Source organism: Rhodococcus sp. 1R11, from assembly GCF_004563845.1.
Lineage (GTDB): Bacteria > Actinomycetota > Actinomycetes > Mycobacteriales > Mycobacteriaceae > Rhodococcoides.
This window is the reverse complement of sequence record NZ_SPNG01000001.1, coordinates 607,847-626,006: the sequence shown is the minus strand read 5'-3', so window position 1 is coordinate 626,006 and position 18,160 is coordinate 607,847. Positions and strand designations below refer to the sequence as shown.

The window sequence follows — 18,160 nt, the reverse complement described above, 5'->3', positions numbered from 1 at the left end:
ACCTTCACACGGTGACAAGGTCTTGGCTGACGGCCATGATCGACTTACTTCGGCACCAGAACTCTTCCGTGCGGCTTCGGGCTGCGCTCGACATCGGAATATCGCCGGACCCAGAATTTCTGGACGCGCTGGTCGAGCACTGCGCCGTTGAACCGGATTTTCAAGTTCGAGAGATGTTGACGTGGGCACTGATTCGTCTCCCCGCTGCATCGACGGTGCCCAAGCTGATGCACGAAGTGCGCACCGGCGGCGCACAGGCTCGCAGCCAGGCGTTGCACACGTTGTCGAAGGTCAAAGATCCCGCGGCTTGGCCGGTGATCACCGAGCCGCTCATCGCCGACTCCGACGACGAGGTGGCCCGAAGCGCGTGGCGGGCGGCGGTCGTCCTGGTCCCCGACGGCAGCGAGCAGTGGTTGGCGACGACGTTGGCCACTCAGCTGGGGCGAGGCGGGCGGGAATTGCAGCGCAGCCTCAGCCGCGCACTGGTGGGACTCGGGTCGGTGATCGAGCCGATGGTGCGCGCAGCCGCGTCGAGCAAGGACGTTGCTGTTCGCGCGCACGCGCTGGCGACGGAGTCGCTGCTACGAGACCCCGACAGCGGATTTGCGTTGTTCGAGGCCCAGCGCGTCGATGCACTTGGCGCAGCCGACCCGACGGGGTGAGATAGGCAGATGTTGATCGGTGAGGTGGCGCGGCGGTCCGGAGTCAGCGCGCGCATGCTCCGGCACTACGACCGGCTCGGGCTCGTGCAGCCGACCTCGCGGACTGGCACCGGCTACCGCGAATACTCCCCGGCCGACGTTCGTCGCCTGTTCCACGTCGAATCGCTCCGGTCGCTCGGGTTGTCCCTGCACGACGTCGGACGCGCGCTGGACGATCCGAGTTTCGTGGCGACGGGACTCGTCGACGAGCTCGCGGCCCTAGCCGAGGAGCGCATCGCACGAGACACCGAGCTGCTGACGCGGTTGCGTCGCATCGGAAGCGCCCGACCGGAGGATTGGGAGGACGTACTCGGTGTCATCGGCATGCTCGGAGACCTGGACTCGGTGAGCGCGGGGAAACGGCAGTCTGCGGCGTTGGCATCCGTCGGAGATCGCCCCATCCCGGCCGAGGCTCTGGCCGAGGCGGTGCTGCGCGAGCCCGCCACCAACGTCGCCGGCGCGCTGCGATGGGCACTCGCGCAGACCGGGAGCGACGCCGTCGCGGCGCTGCGGGAGGGCCTCGACTCACCGGATCCCGAGGTGCGTCGCCGCGCCGTCGATACCGTCGTCGAGATTCCGCATCCCGACGCCACCGACGTGCTGCGGGAGGCGCTGGGTCACGAGGACGGTCAGGTGCGACGACTCGCGGCGCTGGAACTGGGTGCCCGAGGAATCGTCGACGCGATTGCGGTGCTGATCGAGATGGTCCACGAGGGTACGAACGATGTGGACGCGGCGGACGTGCTCGGTGAGCTCGGCTACGAAGACTCTACGGTCGCGGACCTCATGGACGGCCCGAAAGAGGTCGCGGCACGACTACGGGTGACCCAGGCGCTGGCCAGTATTCCGGGTCCGGCCGCGGCGCAGGCTCTGCGCGAGCTGACTCAGGATGAGGACCGCTCGATCGCGCTGACGGCGACGTACCTCCTGGACCGGAGGTAACGAGCCGCTTCGGTACCGTCGACGTCATGAAGGCACTCGGACTGCTCGCGGCACTGTCGATCACATTGGCCGCGACTGCCTGCTCCACCTCGACCACCCCGGCCGCACCCGCCGAGCCCGCTGCCGAGAACCAGGTGACCGTCGCCGATCGGATGTTCACGCCGCAGTCTCTGACGATCACTGCGGGCGAGACCGTGACCTGGGTTTTTGCCGACCGCGCGATGGCACACAATGTCGTCGCCGACGACAAATCGTTCCGCAGCGAACTGATGCAGACGGGCCAGTTCACCCACACCTTCGACACGGCGGGCACCTACACCTACCACTGCACCCCGCACCCCGACATGACCGCGACGATCATCGTCGAACCGGCCTGACCATCGTGAGCACGCCGACCCGAGGACGCAGCATCGCCGCACCTCTCGGCGTCGGTATGGCCGCTGTGGGCGGTGCTGTGCTGCTGCACGTCCGCGATCCCCGAACCTCGACGTACCTGCCGTGCCCGTTCCACGCCCTCACCGGACTGTGGTGCCCGGGATGCGGCGCGACCAGAGCTTTCGGTGACCTCACTCGCGGGGATATAGCAGCTGCCGCGTCGAGCAACGTCGTGGCGGTGCTGCTCGGCGTCGTCGCGGTCGGTGTCTGGGCCGCGTGGCTTCGAGCACGATGGACGCAGACACCACTGACTCTGCCTCGCCCGAATCGCCCGACCGTCGTTGTCGGAGTTGCCCTACTGGTCTTGTTCACCGTGGTGCGCAACACTTCGTGGGGCACTGCCCTCGCCCCGACCTGACCCCCCTAGGAGGCTGCTGTGCTGCTGCAAATCTTCTCGATCATCGTGCTGCTGGGCGTGCTCATCGCGCTCATCCCCACGGCCCGACGCGTCTTCAAGAAGGGTGACGACGAATGAGCGACTCACTGCGAGATCGGGTGCGAGCGAAACTGCTCGCCCAGATCGCCGACGACGGAGGCACGGCCGCCGAGCAGGCCGAGGGCGACGACCCCCGCCTCAACGCACTGCGCGACGACCTCGAAGCACTGGACGCGGCCCCCGACGGCGACCCGGTGATCGACGACATCGCCGCCAGGCACTGGGTGCCCTGACCTAGCTCCTATTTCAACGCGCCGAGGAAAGTCCGCAGATCCGCCGCCAACTCAGCCGGGTTCTCCATCGCGGCAAAGTGCCCACCGTGATCGGGAACTTCCGTCCAGTGCACGATGTGGAATTCTTGTTCCGCGAGGTGCCGAATGCCGATGTCGTGCGCAAACATGATGGCACCCACCGGTTGTGACGGCTTCTGCGTCTTCTCGCCCCAGGCACCGGAATCTGCTGCGTACACGGTGTATGCAGCACTACCGGCGCAACGAGTGAGCCAGTACAGAGTGACGTGTGCCAGGATGCGTCTGTCCGGTTCCGCGTCGAACGGATATGTCCACGCACGAAACTTGTCCAGCATCCACGCCAGCTGACCGATGGGACTGTCGGTCATGGCGGCACCGATCAACTGCGGCCGCGTCGACTGGATGGATATGTACCCGAACTCGGACTGCAAGAAGTCCGCTACGCGGCGGTAGCGATCCAGTTCGACTTCGGTGCAACGCTTTTGCTCTTGATCGTCAGGCGCCTGCTGGGGTGCGCCGATCGAACCGTTGACGTGAATGGCGGTGCAGTGATCGGGATCGAGCCGTCCCATCGCAGGTGCAACGCCGGCACCGTAGTCGCCACCTTGCACGACGTACGAGTCGTACTCCAGGTGACTCATCAACTCCACGAACGCCTTTGCCACACGCTCGGTGGTCCACCCGTCGTCGGACAGCGGCATGGAGAAAGCGAATCCGGGGACGGAGGGAACTATTACGTCGAATGGACGGCTGTTTACGCCATCCGGTTCGGTGAGGAGCGGGATGAGCTCGAGGAACTCGAGATACGACCCTGGCCACCCATGGCACAGCAGTATCGGTGTGGCATCGGCCTGCGGTGATCGCACGTGCAGATAGTGGATGCGCTGCCCGTCGATCTCCACCAGGAATTGTGGGAACGACTTGAGCTGCTTTTCCACCTCTTTCCAGCTGAAGTCGTCGATCCAAGTTGTGGCCATGGACTCCAGGACGGAGATGGGGACACCGGTTGTCCAGTCGTCGGTGCCCAGAGGTTCGGGAAGGCGGGCGTCGCGGATGCGTCGTGCCAGGTCGTCGAGTTCGGACTGCGGGATGTCAACGGTGAACGGGACGGGGGACTCCGTGATGGTCATGGAAGTACGGTCGCGCATATTGCGGACACCCATAGACCTGAATCGACGAGTTTCAGCGCCCTGAAGATGTAAAGCTCGGCAGTCGCTTTTGCCTCGAGTGGACTTTGGATGGTCCCGAGTTGGCGGACTGCTGAGGCGCATCTAGTATCTATGTTGTGTCCGAGACGAGATCTGCCGCTGATACGGCATACCTGACTGTCAAGGAGCTCATCATTTCGGGGGAACTTCCCGGTGGTGAGCTCGTCAGTGAAGGGGAGATCGCGACGCGGCTCGAGATCAGCCGCACACCGGTCCGCGAGGCGTTCCTTCGCCTACAGGTCGAGGGATGGATGCGCCTGTATCCCAAGCGCGGGGCGCTGGTCGTTCCCATTGCCGTGGGTGAGGCGGAAAGTGTCGTCGACGCGAGGCGATTGGTCGAGGCCGGCAGTGTTCGCGCTTTCATCGGCGATGCGGATGCCCGCGCACGAGTGGTGGAGGAGCTGCGCGACAACCTGCGAATCCAGGACGAGCTAGCAGTCGACGGCACCGCAGCGGAGTTCAGTGCCGCCGACGCAGATTTCCATCGCACCGTCGTCCGTGCCGGCAACAACCCGTTGCTCGACGCGTTCTACGACGGACTTCGCGAGCGACAGCGGCGGATGACAGCGGCATCCCTGACCCGTGACCCGGGTCAGATCTCCCGCATCGTCGACGACCATCGCGCACTCGCCGACCTGATCGAAGCCGGGGACGCAGACGAATTCGAGCGAGCCGTCGAACAACACATGCTCAGGGTGCACGGCTTGCGCACAGACAGAGGGGGAACACGATGACCGAGGCAATGATCGACGACGACGTCCGACAAACGACGGCCAAACGCTGGCTGTTGGTTGCCGTCGGCATGTTCGCCGTCGCCTGGGGTGGCAACGAATTCACACCGCTCTTGGTGATGTATCGACTCGACCACGGCTTCTCTGCCGTGGTGGTCGACACGTTCCTGTTCGCGTACGTTCTCGGCATCATTCCGGCGATGCTGATCTGTGGTCCGTTGTCCGACCGGCTCGGTCGACGCCCGATCATGTTGCCCGCGCCCGCAATTGCCGCGGCCGGGTCGATTCTGATCGCCCTCGGCCCCGACAACGCCTACATGCTCTTCGGTGGACGAGTGCTCAGCGGCATCGCGCTCGGAATCGGTATGGCCGTCGGTGGCAGTTGGGTCAAGGAACTTTCCAGTCGCGACGCCACCGCCAAGCCCGGTGCCGGAGCGCGCCGCGCCGCGATGTCTCTGACGGCGGGATTTGCCTTGGGAGCCGGCGTCGCCGGTGTGCTGGCGCAGTGGGCACCCTGGCCTACGCATCTCGCGTACAGCGTGCACGTGTTGATCTGCATCGCCGCGTTCGTCGGCATGCTGTCGGTCCCGGAAACACGCAGCGCCGCAGCCTCATCGGGGCGGAAAAGTCTTTTCGACGATCTCAGAATTCCATCGGCATCGCATCGACGCTTCCTGTTCGTCGTGTTGCCCTTGGCCCCATGGGTTTTCGGCGCAGCCAGCGTCGCCTATGCGGTGTTGCCGTCTCTGATGGCCGACGCGTTGGCCGACGAGCCCGGTGGCGGTTACCCTGTCGCACTGTCCGCGGCGATGGCGGTGATCGCCCTCGGCTCCGGTTTCGCGATCCAGGCTGTCGGGCGTCGGATCGACACACCCGCCAATGCGCGCGGCGCTCTCGTCGCACTGTCGTTGTTGGTTGCGGGTATGGCTGTCGCGGCGTGGGCGGCGTCGGTGCTCACCATCGCCGCGGCATTGATCGCCGCAGCGGTGCTCGGTTGCGGATACGGCATGGCACTGGTCTCGGGTCTGCAAGAGGTGCAACGCATTGCGGGCCCCGACGACCTCGCCGGCCTCACCGCGGTGTTCTATTCGCTGACGTATCTCGGGTTCGCGGTGCCCGCTGTGCTGTCGGCGCTGACCGAGACCTGGCCAGGGGTGGTCACGTATCCGATCATCTTCGGATTCGGCGCGGTGATGGCGGCACTGTGTGGTCTGGTGGTGCGATCGAAGACGTCCGCTCACCTGCCCTAGGGGTCGTGCGCGTCGCCGTGGTGCTGACTGACGATGTCGTTGGGATGCGGTCGATCCGCGCCCGGATGCTTGGATTTCCTGTGCGCTTGGAGTTGCTTTCGTCGTTGGCGGATCAGCTCCGCGGCACCCACAATTCCGGTGGCCACGAGAACTATGCCTGCGGTGACACTGGCAACACGCTCGGGCCACGGCAGTAGCGTCGGCACGCTGAACATGCCCCGAAAGAACGGCTCGATGATCGCGCCGGCGGGGACGACGAGCCGCGCGATCGATCCCGGGAGGCCACCGGCTCGCGCTACGACCCCGACCAGGCCCAGCGGGCCGCCCATGACAACGGCGAGAGCGAACCATATCCGGTTCCCCGCCCACACGGTCTCGTCGAACATCCCGAACAGCTGCCCGACACCGTAGTGCACGACCAACGCCAGCAGACTCGCAACGATCCCCGCCGCGAATGCGTGCAGCGGACGTCGGACCAGCCAGCCGGACAGGATAGGCAGGCCGGCCCACACGGCACCGGAATTCAGCAGTTTGCTGAAGGTCGAGCGCACGGCCAGCAACGTGTTCGCCTGAGCGGACAACTGGCTTTCGCTCGTGACGTTCGAGGCGAGCGACAACAGAGCCACAGCAACCGCGGCTGCAATGACAAGTCCCCACCACCGTTTCGCCATCAGGGGATGGTACGCAGGCATCGTGCCGTTCTCCGAACAGACGGGGCACTGCGCGAGTGGGTGCGCGTTGACCGGTTCGGCTCTAGGATCAGCGCCATCATGGTGCAGTCCTCGCGCACGGTCCCGCCGTATCGGGTGCCCCCGACAGCTTTGATCGTTGGTGCCACGGTTTGGAATCGACACGAATCGTACTGGTTTCTCGTCGCGGTGATCGTGCCTGCCGCATGCTGGTCGAGGTATCCCGCGCTGGTGCCGTACATGTTCGCGATCGTTCTGATCGGGGCTCTGGTGTTTCGCTACCGACGGGTCGCCTCGTGGGTGTCGATGCTGCGCTGGGGAGTGATCGCAGACGTCGAGACCGTGGACACGGCACTACGCGGCGATCGCAATCTTCGACTCGCACACGCCACCGGGTGGAACGTCCAACGGCGTTGGTACACAGGACCGTTGACCGAATCTACGGTGCGCTATCGAGCGGGGGATGCGCGTGGTCACCTGTTCGTTCGGGGACTGCCGTTCACCACCGGTGTGGTGCTCGCACACTCGAAACAACCGGCTTCGGCGATGGTCATCAGCGACTTCCCCTGCGATCTACAACTGGACGGCAAGGGACGATGGGCGGCGTCGTTCCCGCAAGGATTCTGGCGACAGGCATCTGCGACGGTCGCGCTGTACGGCTACGCCGTGGCAGGCCTCGCGGTCTCGCTCGGGTATCGCTGACGACAATCGGCCCCCCAGACTCGGAAATATGCCTCTGATCCGGTAGTTGTCAACCTGTCTGAGACAGGTGGGTGTTGATTCCGGTGGCAGTTGGTAGTGGTGGTGCTTGTGGTGGTTTCCGGAATCGGTTGGGGTGTTGTTGGTAGTAGTGGTCGAGGGTGAGTTGACGCTGTCGGCGCACCTGGATGGCTGTGCCGGTGTGCACTTGTTCGGGTGTGCATCGGCCTAGCCCGCTGTGCCGGTGCTGGGTGCTGTAGCGATGAAAGAACGCCCTTGTCCACTCCCGTGCATGGTCGATACTCTCGAACTGAACAGGGCAGTCGAGGTCGTACTTGATTGTCTTGAACAGTGATTCGGAGAACGGGTTGTCGTCACTGACCCGCGGGCGGGAGAAAGAGGCGAACGCACCTGCCGAGTCGAGTGCGGCCATCAGCGGACCCGATCGCATGACCGAGCCGTTGTCGGCGTGGACGGTACCGGGGACGCCATGGGTTGCCCACGCTTGGGTGAACATGGAAACAGCGTGATCGATTTTCTCGTGATACTCGATTCGCCAAGCAACCGGATAGCGGGAGAACACGTCCATCACGGCGTACAACTTGTATCGATCTTGGTATCGTGGCCCTCGTAGTTCGGTGACATCCCATGACCACAGTTCACCGACTGCACCGGCATGCACGATAGGCGTTCTGCGAGAATGCTTTCCAGTGTTGTACTTGCATCGCCGCCGGTCGCCGACGAATCGGGCGGATCGAGCTATCCGATAGAAGGTCCGTTGCGAACACGACACTTTCCCGGCGTCGAGTGCACGCCAATATGTTTGGACGACAGACAGGTTCGCATACTGTTCGTCTGTCAAGACGGCCAGAACATCGGCCTTCTCGGCTCCGGTCAATGCCGCCGGTTGGTGCCGGTCGGCGTGCGGAACCGGTGATGGAACCCTTCGATAATGGCTGTACTGCTGAGAGATTCGATAGAACGTCGATCGTGGGAGGCCGACCGACGCGCATGCCGCCGCCACCGTCACACCTGCAGAATGCAGGGATCGGACGGTGTCGGTCAGGACAAGCCTTTGCGGTGAAGCCAGCTCGCGTACTCCGTCGCACTCATCCCCGACACCGGGATGTCGGGGCCCTCGTCCGAGCTCGTGGTCATCCCTTCCAAGAGCTCGTATGCTTTTCCCAAGATCTCTTGCACAGCTTCACTCTGTGCGACCTTCTTCTTGAGCTGATCGTTCTCGGTACGAAGTCGTGCCAGTTCAGCGCGCTCACGGTTTTCCATTTTGAACCTCGACTTGTCCGCCGCCTTGACCATTGCTGCAGTCAGCGTCCCATTGTCGCGCGATCGAAGCCAAGACTTCACTGTCGACTTGGGCAGGTTGTATTCACGCAACAACGCAGTCTTGGCTCCCCACTCGGTGCAGTCGTCCCACTGCCGAATGAACTCGACCTTAAACGCGATCGGGAACGATCTGTTGCCGGTCGGTGTACGCCCAACTTCGACGTCGATCATCTGTCCTCGCTTCCCCGCAACCCTGCCCGACATGTCTCACGACCATCCTGGCAAGGAACGGATCGGAGGCACATTTCTGAAACCGGGGAGCCGATTGCCCGCTGGACCTACGGCAACGACGGCAATTGCGTATCCACAAGCCATGCGTCCCACAGGGTTCGGGGGCAACCGAAGCGAGAAGCGAGGTCGGTGAAGTCGGCGGTCGCCACGGTGGAGTAGCGGTACTTGGAGGTCCATTCCTGGATCAGGCCGAAGAACCGTTCGTCGCCGATGGTGCGTCGCAGTGCGTGCAAGGCCAGTGCGCCGCGCTTGTAGACGCGGTCGTCGAAGATGCGGGCGGGCCCGGGATCGGTGAGTTGCAGATCCATCGCGAGCCCTCGTTGAATGGTGTGAGCACGCTTGGCCTTGTCGTGAGCCGTTGCGCCGCCGGAGTTCTCGGCCCAGATCCATTCCGAGTAGCAGGCGAATCCTTCGTGCAGCCAGATGTCTGCCCACTTGCCGAGGGTCAGGGAATTGCCGAACCACTGGTGCGCCAATTCGTGTGCGACCAGGCGCTCGTAGTACCGGGAACCCGAACAGTGGTTGGCGCCGAAGATGGACAGGCCCTGCGCCTCCACCGGGATTTCGAGATCGTCGTCGGTCACCACCACGGTGTACGCCGCGAAAGGGTAAGGGCCGTAGAGCCGTACGAAGGTGTCCATCATCTGCGGTTGACGGCCGAAGTCGTGGTCGAACTGCGCTCGTAGCCGCGGCGGCGTGATCGCGTTCATCGGCACCGGCCCCGGGCTGACGACGCGATGCTCGTACGGCCCGATCTGGATGGTCGCGAGATAGCTGGCCATCGGCTCGGGCTGCTCGTACACCCACGTGGTCCGGCTGGCCCGAGTCTGCTTGCGTACCAACGTGCCGTTGGCCACCGCGTAGTACGGCGAGTCGGTGGTGATGGTGATGCCGTAGCTGGCCTTGGACACCGGGTGGTCGTCACACGGAAACCACGACGCGGCACCGTTCGGCTGACTCGCGACGATCGACCCTTCGGTGAGCTCGTCCCAGCCGACCTCGCCCCAGAATCCGTTGATCGGCTTGGGAGTTCCGCCGTAGGCCACCGTCACCACCAGTGCCGCCCCGGACGCGATGGGCTTGGCAGGGGTGATCTTCAGCTTGCCCCGTTGGTGGCTGAACTTCACCGAACGCGATCCGTTGACCGACACCTTCGACACGTTGAGCGCCGGACCGAGGTCCAACGCGAACTTCGACACCGTCGCCGTGGTGACCGCGGTGATCTTCGCCTTGCCCGTCAAACGGTTGCTCTCGACCTTGTACTCGAGGTCGAGCTCGTACCGCGAGACGCGATAACCGCGATTGCCGTTCTGCGGAAGGTAGGTATCGAGTGGGTTGTCGTTGGCGTCGACGTCGAACACCGGTGCCACGAGCCTGTCCGGCACGGTAGATCACCCCTCGCTTCGGTCGTCGCGAATCCGCGGAAAGGGATCACCCTTGGCCCACGGCGCGATCGGATTGCCCTGCCAACGAGTATGCGCGGGAACCGTATCGCCGCGCATCACCAGGGAGGCAGGCCCCACCGTCGCACCATCACCTATACCCGATGCAGGCAAAGCGACACAGTGCGGTCCCAGGGTTGCGCCTCTGCCGAGATCGACGGTGTCCATGGACATGATCCGATCATGGAACAGGTGCGTCTGCACAACGCACCCTCGGTTCACCGTCGCGCCGTCGGCCAACGTCACGAGGTCGGCTTCGGGGAGCCAGTACGTCTCACACCACACGCCGCGGCCGATGTCCGCCCCGAGCCATCGCAGCCACATGTTGAGCACCGCGGTGCCCTCGGCAGCGCGGGCGAACCATGGCGCAGCGACGGTCTCGACGAACGTGTCGGCCACCTCGTTGCGCCACACGAACGAGCTCCACAGCGGATGGTCGGTCTTGCCGATCCGGCCGACCCACAGCCACTTCGCGGCCGCCGACACAGCCGCAGCCACGAAGCCGGCGACGAGCAGCACGAGGCCGCTGACCAAGGCTGCCAACCAATAGCCGACGGTGTCGGCGACGGCGGTCAGTCCGAACAACACTCCGAGCCCGATGCCGAATGTCACGACGACAGGAATCAGTCGGCACGTCTCGACGAGTGCGCGCGCGATCTTCAACTTACGAGGCGGATCGAACGTCCGTGACGAGTCGGCGCTGCCTGCGGCACGGCGCAACCGAACCGGAGGGCTACCGAGCCACGACGAGCCCGACTTGGCCTTGTCCGGGGTTGCCGACAGCACCGCAACGAGACCGTTCTTCGGGACGGTCCGCCCCGGCCCGGTCATTCCTGAGTTTCCCAGGAACGCCCGTTTGCCCACCTTGGCGTCGCCCAGGTGCATCCAGCCGCCGCCGAGTTCGTAGCTCGCGACCATGGTGTCGTCGGCGAGGAACGCACCGTCGGCGACGGTGGTGAATTTGGGAATCATCAGCACTGTCGACGCCTCGACGTCCTTGCCGATCTTCGCGCCCAGCAACCGGAGCCAATGCGGGGTCAGCAGCGACGCGTAGAGCGGGAACAGGAACGTGCGCGCCGAATCCATCAGGCGTTCGGTGGCCCACACCTGCCAGCCGATACGGCTGCGCACCGGGTGGTATCCGCCGACGAGTCCGATGCTGAGCAACCGCACCGCGACGACGGTGATCATGGCGAACACCGCCAGCGACACCATCGTTGCGACGGGCAACATCACCAAGCCGCGCTCGAAGGCCCCCAGCACGGAGTCTGCAGTGTGAATCCACCAGCCCATCAACACCAGGCTGACGCCGATGGAGAACAGGGCCATGCCGGAGAGGAACAACGACGCCACGCCGTAGGCGAACACCCACTTGGTGGCGCGCGGTGGGGTCTCCGCCGGCCACGGATGATCGGCCTTGCCGACCTTCTGCGCAGGCGAACCGGACCACATCTGCCCGGCCTTCACCCGTCCGACGACGGCGGAGCCGGCGGTGACGACCGCGTTCTTGCCGACCTTGGTTCCGGGCAGCAGCGTGGAGCGTGCGCCGACAGTGGCACCCGCACCGATCTCGATGCCGCCGATGTAGACGAGATCGCCGTCGATCCAGTGCCCGGACAGATCCACCTCGGGCTCGATGGAGCAGCCGTCGCCCAGCTCGAGCATGCCGGTGACGGGCGGCAGGGTGTGCAGGTCGACGCCCTTGCCGATCTTCGAGCCGAGGGCGCGCGCGTAATAGACCATCCACGGTGCACCCGAGAGGTTGGACGCGCCACTGGCATCGGTCAATCTCGTTGCCGCCCAAAGCCTTATGTGCATGCTGCCGCCGCGTCGATATGCGCCCGGTTTCAACCCCGCCAGCAGTATCCGCGAGCCGATCACCGAGATGGCCATGCGCCCGACCGGGGTGATGAACAGGACGAACGCGAGAAGAATCCACCACCACGACAGCGTCGGAGCCCACGGCACGTCGTCGAACCACGCCATGACGTTGAACAGCAGGCCGAGCCAGGTGACCCACTGCAACCCGGTCAGCGTCGTCAACGGAACGGTCGCCAGAATCTGGGCCCACTGCGCGGTACGGGACGTCGGTGCCACATCGCGGGGGATTGCCTCCACGACAGGCTTCAGGTCGTCCAGATACTGTGCCAGAGAACCCAACCGCGGGTGATCGTAGAGCTGCGCGACGGTGATCTCGGGGAACCGCTCGCGCAATGCCGTCACCAGTTGCGCGGCAGACAGCGAACCGCCGCCGTTGGCGAAGAAGTCGGCGTTCTCGTCGTTGACCTGAGCGCCGAGGATGTTGGTCCACAACTCGGCCACCCACCCCGCGGTACCTCCGAGCGCCGATGCGCCCGCCATGCCGGGCAGCGGCCACGGCAACGCATTACGGTCGACCTTGCCCGAGGTACGTGTGGGCATCTCGTCGACCAGCGCGAGCCGCGGTACGAGCGCCGACGGCAACTGCTCGGCCAGCAAGGCGCGCGCGGCCTCCAGGTCGAAGTCGGGATTGGTACTGGCGAGATATCCCACCAGAACCGAGTTGCCCGCAGCGGTCTTGCGGACTGCCGCGGCCGCACCGCCGACGCCCGGAAGTGCTTGCAGCGCATTGTCTATCTCGCCCAGCTCTATGCGTCGCCCACCGAGCTTGACCTGGTCGTCGGCCCGGCCCTGGAACAACAGTCCCTCGAGCTCGAGCTTCACCAGATCGCCGCTGCGATACGCCCGGTCCCACCCGAGAGAGGGCATGGGCGCGTACTTCTCGGCGTCCTTGGCCGGATCGAGATACCGGGCGAGGCCCACGCCGCCGATGACGAGCTCGCCTACTTCGCCGACCGCCACCGGAGTGCCCGAGGCGTCGACGACCGCCAGATCCCACCCGTCCAGCGGCAATCCGATGCGGACCGGGCCTTTACCGTCCATGATGGCCGCGCACGCGACGACCGTCGCCTCGGTGGGGCCGTAGGTGTTCCAGACTTCCCGGCCTTCGACGGCGAGCCGCTCGGCCAGCTCAGGTGGGCATGCTTCGCCGCCGAAGATCAACAGCCGCACCGCTTCCAGTGCCACCGCGGGCCACAGTGACGCCAGCGTCGGCACCGTCGAGACGACGCTGATGTCTCGGGAGACGAGCCACGGACCGAGGTCGAAGCCGGATCGCACCAGGGAGCGCGGGGCGGGCACCAGGCAGGCACCGTGCCGCCACGCCAGCCACATCTCCTCGCAGGAGGCGTCGAACGCGACCGACAGGCCGGCGAGCACTCGGTCGCCTGGTCCCAGCGGATCCTTCTGCAGGAACATCCGGGCCTCGGCGTCGACGAACGCCGCGGCGTTACGGTGGCTGACCGCAACACCTTTGGGGGTTCCGGTCGAACCCGAGGTGAAGATCACCCACGCGTCGTCCTCGGGTGTGGGCAGCTCGGGGACCGGAGTACCGGCACCCAGTTCGGGCAGGTCCTGTTTCGGCGCGGTGCCGGCAGCGATACCGCCCGCAGTGACGATGGCCGTCACCTGAGCCTCGCCGAAGACCAGTTCGGCGCGCTCTTCCGGATCGTCGGCGTCGACGGGCACGTACGCAGCCCCGACGTCGAGGATCGACAGAATTGCGACATACAGCGAGAAGGATCCCGACGGCATCCTGATGCCGACGCGGTCGCCGCGCCGGACACCGGCGTCGGCGAGCCACTGGGCACCCTCGGCGATGTCGTCGAGCAATTCGGCGTAGCTGACCGACACCGTGCCGTCGTCGATCGCGGGTGCGTCCGGAAAGCGATCGGCGGTCTCACGCAGAACGTCGATCAGTGTGCGGGCCGGCGGGGCAAGGGGCGAGCGGAGAAACGCGGCCGGAGCAGGTGCGATATCCGTGCTCGAACCCGGCAGATCGTTCTCTTGGTGCACAGGCAACCGGGTGTCCTTCTCGTTCGTTGGCAAATGACTCTCGTGGTGCTGGGGGAGCAGCAGCGCCGTTGGTTATCTCACGTTCTGTTTGCCAGCAGGTGAACGAGCGCGCCTTCCTACCGCGGAGATCCTACTGCTGTGTCGGAGTGAGCTCCGGCTTGACAAAGCCATGGTGGGTTTGCCAGTGTCTTGTCCACGGTCACGAGTACCAGCATCAAGCCCCGGCTTGCTGGTCGGCAACCCTCCTTCGCGGTGGGGTGCTCCGGGTGACGACCAGGCTGACGCCGAACAATCGGTGCGGCAAGCGCGGACTCGTTCACGAATATCTTCCGTTGCGGGTCCCTCGAACGTGAGGGCTTGATCTGTCATGACGTCTGTACTTTCCCGTCCCTGTGCTCCTTTTGCCCCTGTTTCCGGCACGGAGTTGCAGGTTCCGCTGGTTCACGGCGGCACGTGCACCTACGCCAACTTCGATTACGCGGCCAGCGCGCCGGCGCTGTCCGCGGTGACCGATCGGATCGCGGAGTTGCTCCCGTTCTACTCGAGCGTGCACCGCGGGGCCGGCTACGCGTCTCGGGTGTGCACCGCGGCGTACGAGAAGGCGCGCGAGACCGTGGCCGAGTTCGTTGGTGCACAAGCGAATTCAGTGGTCGTATTCACGCGTAACACCACCGATTCGCTCAATCTGCTGGCCGCGTGCGTGCCGGGGGAGACCGTGGTGCTCGACATCGAACACCACGCCAACCTCCTTCCGTGGCGCAATCGCCGAGTGGTGGTGGCAGCATCGACGCTGGCCGAGACGCTCGCCCGGCTCGACGCCGAACTGGCTGCGAAACCCGCTGCGCTACTGGCCATCACGGGTGCATCGAACGTCACCGGCGAAGTGCTCCCCATCGAGCAACTGGCCGATCTCGCGCATCGGCACGGTGCCCGGATCGTCGTCGACGGCGCCCAGCTCGTTCCGCACCGCCGAGTGGACATCGCCGCACTCGGCGTGGACTATCTGGCGTTCTCCGGACACAAGCTCTACGCCCCGTTCGGCGCGGGTGTGCTTGTGGGAAGCCGTGATTGGCTCGACGCGGGCGAGCCCCACCTGGCCGGCGGCGGTGCCGTGCGCAGTGTCACGATCGAGCACACCGACTGGGCTCCCGCACCGCAGCGTCACGAGGCAGGAACGCCCAACGTGCTCGGGGTCGCCGCGCTGGCGGCGGCATGCGAGGCCATCGCCTCGTTCGACGAGGATGCCGCGACGACACACGAGCGGGAATTGTCGAGTCGATTGCGGGACGGGCTGGTCGCACTGAACGGTGTCGAACTGCTGCAGGTATGGGCCGACGCGCCCGACGTCGTCGGCATCGTCACCTTCACCGTCGCCGGCCACGATCCCGGTGAAGTGGCGGCGTACCTGTCGGCCGAACACGGCATCGGAGTGCGCGACGGAAAGTTCTGCGCCCACCCGCTGCTGCGCCGGCTCGGTCATGCCGACGGCGCCGTGCGTGCCAGTATCGGTCTCGGCAGTTCCTCGGCCGACGTGGACCGACTCGTCGACGCGTTGGCGGCGTTCGTCGAGTCCGGTCCGACATGGAATTACGCCGAAGAAGCCGGGTGGTGGAACCCCGTACCGGACCCTCGGCCGTTCCCCGCGCTGGTCGACGGGGCCGCCGGGGTTGGGTCCCCGTGCAGCCCCACAGACAGTTAGCATGGCGTCATGACCGTGAGTGTCGTCTTTCGTGGCAATCGCCACTGGTGCAACAGGTATGTCGATCTGTGCCGCACTGCGTCCGGGTCGTGTTCGAGTTCGGCTCCGCTCCGACCGCATGCGCATCCCGACCGACGAATCAGGACCACCACTCATGTCGCACAATCACACCCGCGTAGCCATCGAATCCGATGACGTCTGGACCGAGCTGACCGCCGGGCCCGAGGTGAACACCATCAGAATCGTTGCCTCGGACCTGCGGGAAGCTCAGCAACAACGCGCCCGGTTGCACGCAGAATCCGTCGACCGCGGTGAATCGGCCGACAATCTCGCGGTCTTCCTCGATCTCGAGATCTACATCGCTGCCGACGCCAGGACGGCCCGTCGGGAATTCGCCGCACTCGACGCGCCGGCAGGCCCGTCGTCCATCCGCTACGTCGGTACCCCGTCGGGACTGGCGAGTTTGATCTCCGACGTCACCGCGGCCGACGTCGCGGACGGCGTGACGCTGCAGGTACACGGCGAGATCGAGCGGCAGGCGACGTTCCTGGTCGCGGGAGTGTTGCCGCTCCTCGAATCGCGCGGCACCCGCCTCGACACCGACGTCGTCGACGCGGTCCTCGGCGCACCCCGAATTGCCCCGACCCTCGCCTCGTAGGTCGTTCGAGCTCAGGTGACGTCGATCGCCAGACCTGCGGTGATGCGCAGCAACTCGGTGTACGAGGAGCGGAAGATCGTGTCGATGTGCCCGGCCGCGGCCCACAATTCAGGGTGGGCAGCCAGGTCCTGATCGACGAACGTATCCAAGTTCGTCGGATGGCCCACCGGAGCGATTCCGCCGATCGGCTGACCGGTGGCGTGCTTGGCGGTGCGCAGATCGGCGCGGGCGAGCGTGCCGCCGAGACGCTCACCGGTGTGCTCGAGATGAACATTGTGAGCCCCGGACACCAGGAGCAACACCGGCTCGTCGTCGAGCAGGAACACCATCGACTTCACGATCGCACCTACCTCGACGCCCAACGCAGCTGCGGCATCGGCGGCGGTGTGGGTGCCCTCGGGACTGTTCACCACCACCCCGTGATGACCACGAGAAATCAGGGTGTCGGCAACGTGGGCTGCATTCGGATGAAGTAGCCGGGACATGTCCCAACCCTATTGCCACACGACCGTTTACGCAGAGAGCTTGCCCAACTGGGTCATTCCGCAGGCTCCACTCCCGCCTCCTTGGGTCATTCCGCAGGCTCCACTCCCGCGAGATCACCGAACAGTCTCAATCGCGCCATCCCGCCGTCGGGGAAGATGTCCATTCGGACCTCCGACACCGGGGCGTCGTGATCGAGAACGAAGCGATGCCGAGTGTCGGGCTGCAGTGTCGTTCGCGGCAGCAGTTCGACCCAGTCGCCGTCGCCCAGCCGACCCTGCAGGGACGCCGCGCCGGGGGCGTTGCCCAAGAAGCAACTGGTGTCCAGCTCGGCCAGCCGGATACGGCCGGTGCCGGCGAGCTGGACCTGCACCCAGTCGTTGGCGTCGTTGCGGCGACGCGAGGTCTCCCAGCCTTCGCCCATCGAGCGCGGCGGGCCGGGGAACAGAAGGTTGTTCGGGGAGCTGTAGAACATGTTGGAGCAGGCCGAGACGTATGCGCCGTTCTCGAGCGCGGCCAGGTCGACGGGCCCGACGGCCAGGAACTTCGGGTCCGGGACGCCGCGGCCCAGTACTCGCAGCCGAGCGACTCCGCCGTCCGGATAGATGGACAGTTTGACGTGCGTCCAGCGGGCGTCGGACGCGACCTCGAATCGGTTCTCGCTGTCGCCGTCGACGGCACTACGGGCAACGATGGTCGTCCATTCCGTCGCGTACAGCTCGGTCGGCGACGGGAATCCGGTCACCTCGGCGGCCTCGATCGAAATTTCCGGCGGGTAGTTGCCGGTGAACCAGGACGTATCGACGATGACGGCCGACACGATGCCGGCGGCTCCGAGTCGCACGATCGCCTCGTCGTAGCCGGCCTCGCGTCGGCGCCGCGTCTCCCACCCGTCGTAGATCTGCCCCTTGTGTCCGAACGTCGCGGTCGAGTAGTCGGCTTTGCCCGGGGTGATCAAGTTTTCCTTCTCGGCGAACGTCTCGTCGTTCGCCCACACCACTGCGCCGCCGAGCGTGCGGACAGCGAGATCGGGCATCGGCAGAGGGAAGGTGGCAGTCATGAGATGC

Annotated in this window: 18 protein-coding genes and 1 riboswitch; of the genes, 10 read left to right on the top strand and 8 right to left on the bottom strand. The window is 65.4% G+C overall.

From position 1 onward, the window contains the following. Positions 1-35 precede the first annotated feature (35 nt). From E4P29_RS03140 to E4P29_RS03120, 5 genes are all read left to right on the top strand, one after another. Positions 36-662 carry a HEAT repeat domain-containing protein gene (locus E4P29_RS03140; RefSeq protein WP_135041766.1) on the top strand — a complete coding sequence of 209 codons (627 nt, stop codon included), beginning with the start codon at positions 36-38 and terminating at the stop codon, positions 660-662. A 9-nt stretch (positions 663-671) separates the two neighbouring features. Then, positions 672-1,643: a HEAT repeat domain-containing protein gene (locus E4P29_RS03135; protein ID WP_135041764.1), complete on the top strand. Its 972-nt coding sequence runs from the start codon at positions 672-674 to the stop codon at positions 1,641-1,643. Between the two features lie 26 nt (positions 1,644-1,669). After that, positions 1,670-2,020, top strand: coding sequence for a plastocyanin/azurin family copper-binding protein (locus E4P29_RS03130; RefSeq protein WP_135041762.1), 351 nt, complete (start codon positions 1,670-1,672; stop codon positions 2,018-2,020). 5 nt (positions 2,021-2,025) lie between these two features. Continuing rightward, on the top strand, positions 2,026-2,436 hold the full coding sequence (locus tag E4P29_RS03125) for a DUF2752 domain-containing protein (RefSeq protein ID WP_245154120.1): 411 nt from the start codon (positions 2,026-2,028) through the stop codon (positions 2,434-2,436). A 113-nt stretch (positions 2,437-2,549) separates the two neighbouring features. Then, a complete protein-coding gene (locus tag E4P29_RS03120) occupies positions 2,550-2,747 on the top strand; it encodes a hypothetical protein (RefSeq protein ID WP_027494394.1) in 198 nt (65 codons plus the stop codon). Between the two features lie 8 nt (positions 2,748-2,755). Here E4P29_RS03120 and E4P29_RS03115 read toward each other — a convergent pair whose 3' ends face one another. Continuing rightward, entirely contained in the window at positions 2,756-3,895 is a 1,140-nt protein-coding gene (locus E4P29_RS03115) for an epoxide hydrolase family protein (RefSeq protein ID WP_135041760.1), read from the bottom strand. Positions 3,896-4,050: 155 nt separating this feature from the next. Between E4P29_RS03115 and E4P29_RS03110 the strand changes: the two genes are divergently transcribed. Together E4P29_RS03110 and E4P29_RS03105 are read left to right on the top strand one after the other, a co-directional pair. Further along, entirely contained in the window at positions 4,051-4,707 is a 657-nt protein-coding gene (locus E4P29_RS03110; RefSeq protein ID WP_135041758.1) for a GntR family transcriptional regulator, read from the top strand. Next, entirely contained in the window at positions 4,704-5,954 is a 1,251-nt protein-coding gene (locus E4P29_RS03105; protein ID WP_135041756.1) for an MFS transporter, read from the top strand. Before E4P29_RS03110 ends, E4P29_RS03105 begins: the two co-directional genes overlap by 4 nt. On the opposite strand, the gene E4P29_RS03100 is transcribed toward E4P29_RS03105, so the two are convergent. Further along, on the bottom strand, positions 5,951-6,625 hold the full coding sequence (locus E4P29_RS03100; protein WP_209205275.1) for a DUF6518 family protein: 675 nt from the start codon (positions 6,623-6,625) through the stop codon (positions 5,951-5,953). The two genes, E4P29_RS03105 and E4P29_RS03100, sit on opposite strands and share 4 nt — an antisense overlap. Before the next feature lie 99 nt (positions 6,626-6,724). Between E4P29_RS03100 and E4P29_RS03095 the strand changes: the two genes are divergently transcribed. After that, positions 6,725-7,345, top strand: a complete 621-nt coding sequence (locus E4P29_RS03095; protein ID WP_135041754.1) for a hypothetical protein — start codon at positions 6,725-6,727, stop codon at positions 7,343-7,345. Between the two features lie 49 nt (positions 7,346-7,394). Here the strand turns inward: E4P29_RS03095 and E4P29_RS26245 are convergent, their stop codons facing one another. The 4 genes from E4P29_RS26245 to E4P29_RS03075 form a co-directional block, all read right to left on the bottom strand. Then, a complete protein-coding gene (locus tag E4P29_RS26245; RefSeq protein WP_245154119.1) occupies positions 7,395-8,024 on the bottom strand; it encodes a DDE-type integrase/transposase/recombinase in 630 nt (209 codons plus the stop codon). A gap of 380 nt (positions 8,025-8,404) precedes the next feature. Continuing rightward, positions 8,405-8,857: a hypothetical protein gene (locus tag E4P29_RS03085; protein WP_135041750.1), complete on the bottom strand. Its 453-nt coding sequence runs from the start codon at positions 8,855-8,857 to the stop codon at positions 8,405-8,407. A gap of 107 nt (positions 8,858-8,964) precedes the next feature. Next, positions 8,965-10,302 carry a M1 family metallopeptidase gene (locus tag E4P29_RS03080; protein ID WP_135041748.1) on the bottom strand — a complete coding sequence of 446 codons (1,338 nt, stop codon included), beginning with the start codon at positions 10,300-10,302 and terminating at the stop codon, positions 8,965-8,967. Positions 10,303-10,308: 6 nt separating this feature from the next. Continuing rightward, the gene (locus E4P29_RS03075; RefSeq protein WP_245154137.1) at positions 10,309-14,253 is read right to left on the bottom strand and encodes a Pls/PosA family non-ribosomal peptide synthetase; all 3,945 of its coding nucleotides are present in this window, start codon (positions 14,251-14,253) and stop codon (positions 10,309-10,311) included. Between the two features lie 197 nt (positions 14,254-14,450). Further along, positions 14,451-14,566: riboswitch (SAM riboswitch) on the top strand. A 54-nt stretch (positions 14,567-14,620) separates the two neighbouring features. Between E4P29_RS03075 and E4P29_RS03070 the strand changes: the two genes are divergently transcribed. Together E4P29_RS03070 and E4P29_RS03065 are read left to right on the top strand one after the other, a co-directional pair. Beyond that, a complete protein-coding gene (locus E4P29_RS03070; RefSeq protein WP_135041746.1) occupies positions 14,621-15,952 on the top strand; it encodes an aminotransferase class V-fold PLP-dependent enzyme in 1,332 nt (443 codons plus the stop codon). A gap of 154 nt (positions 15,953-16,106) precedes the next feature. Then, complete coding sequence (locus E4P29_RS03065; RefSeq protein ID WP_135041744.1) at positions 16,107-16,610, top strand: hypothetical protein; 504 nt, start codon at positions 16,107-16,109, stop codon at positions 16,608-16,610. An 11-nt stretch (positions 16,611-16,621) separates the two neighbouring features. On the opposite strand, the gene E4P29_RS03060 is transcribed toward E4P29_RS03065, so the two are convergent. Next, positions 16,622-17,095: a YbaK/EbsC family protein gene (locus E4P29_RS03060; RefSeq protein ID WP_032369378.1), complete on the bottom strand. Its 474-nt coding sequence runs from the start codon at positions 17,093-17,095 to the stop codon at positions 16,622-16,624. Between the two features lie 86 nt (positions 17,096-17,181). Next, positions 17,182-18,153: an allantoicase gene (alc, locus tag E4P29_RS03055; RefSeq protein ID WP_135041742.1), complete on the bottom strand. Its 972-nt coding sequence runs from the start codon at positions 18,151-18,153 to the stop codon at positions 17,182-17,184. Between the last annotated feature and the right edge of the window lie 7 nt (positions 18,154-18,160).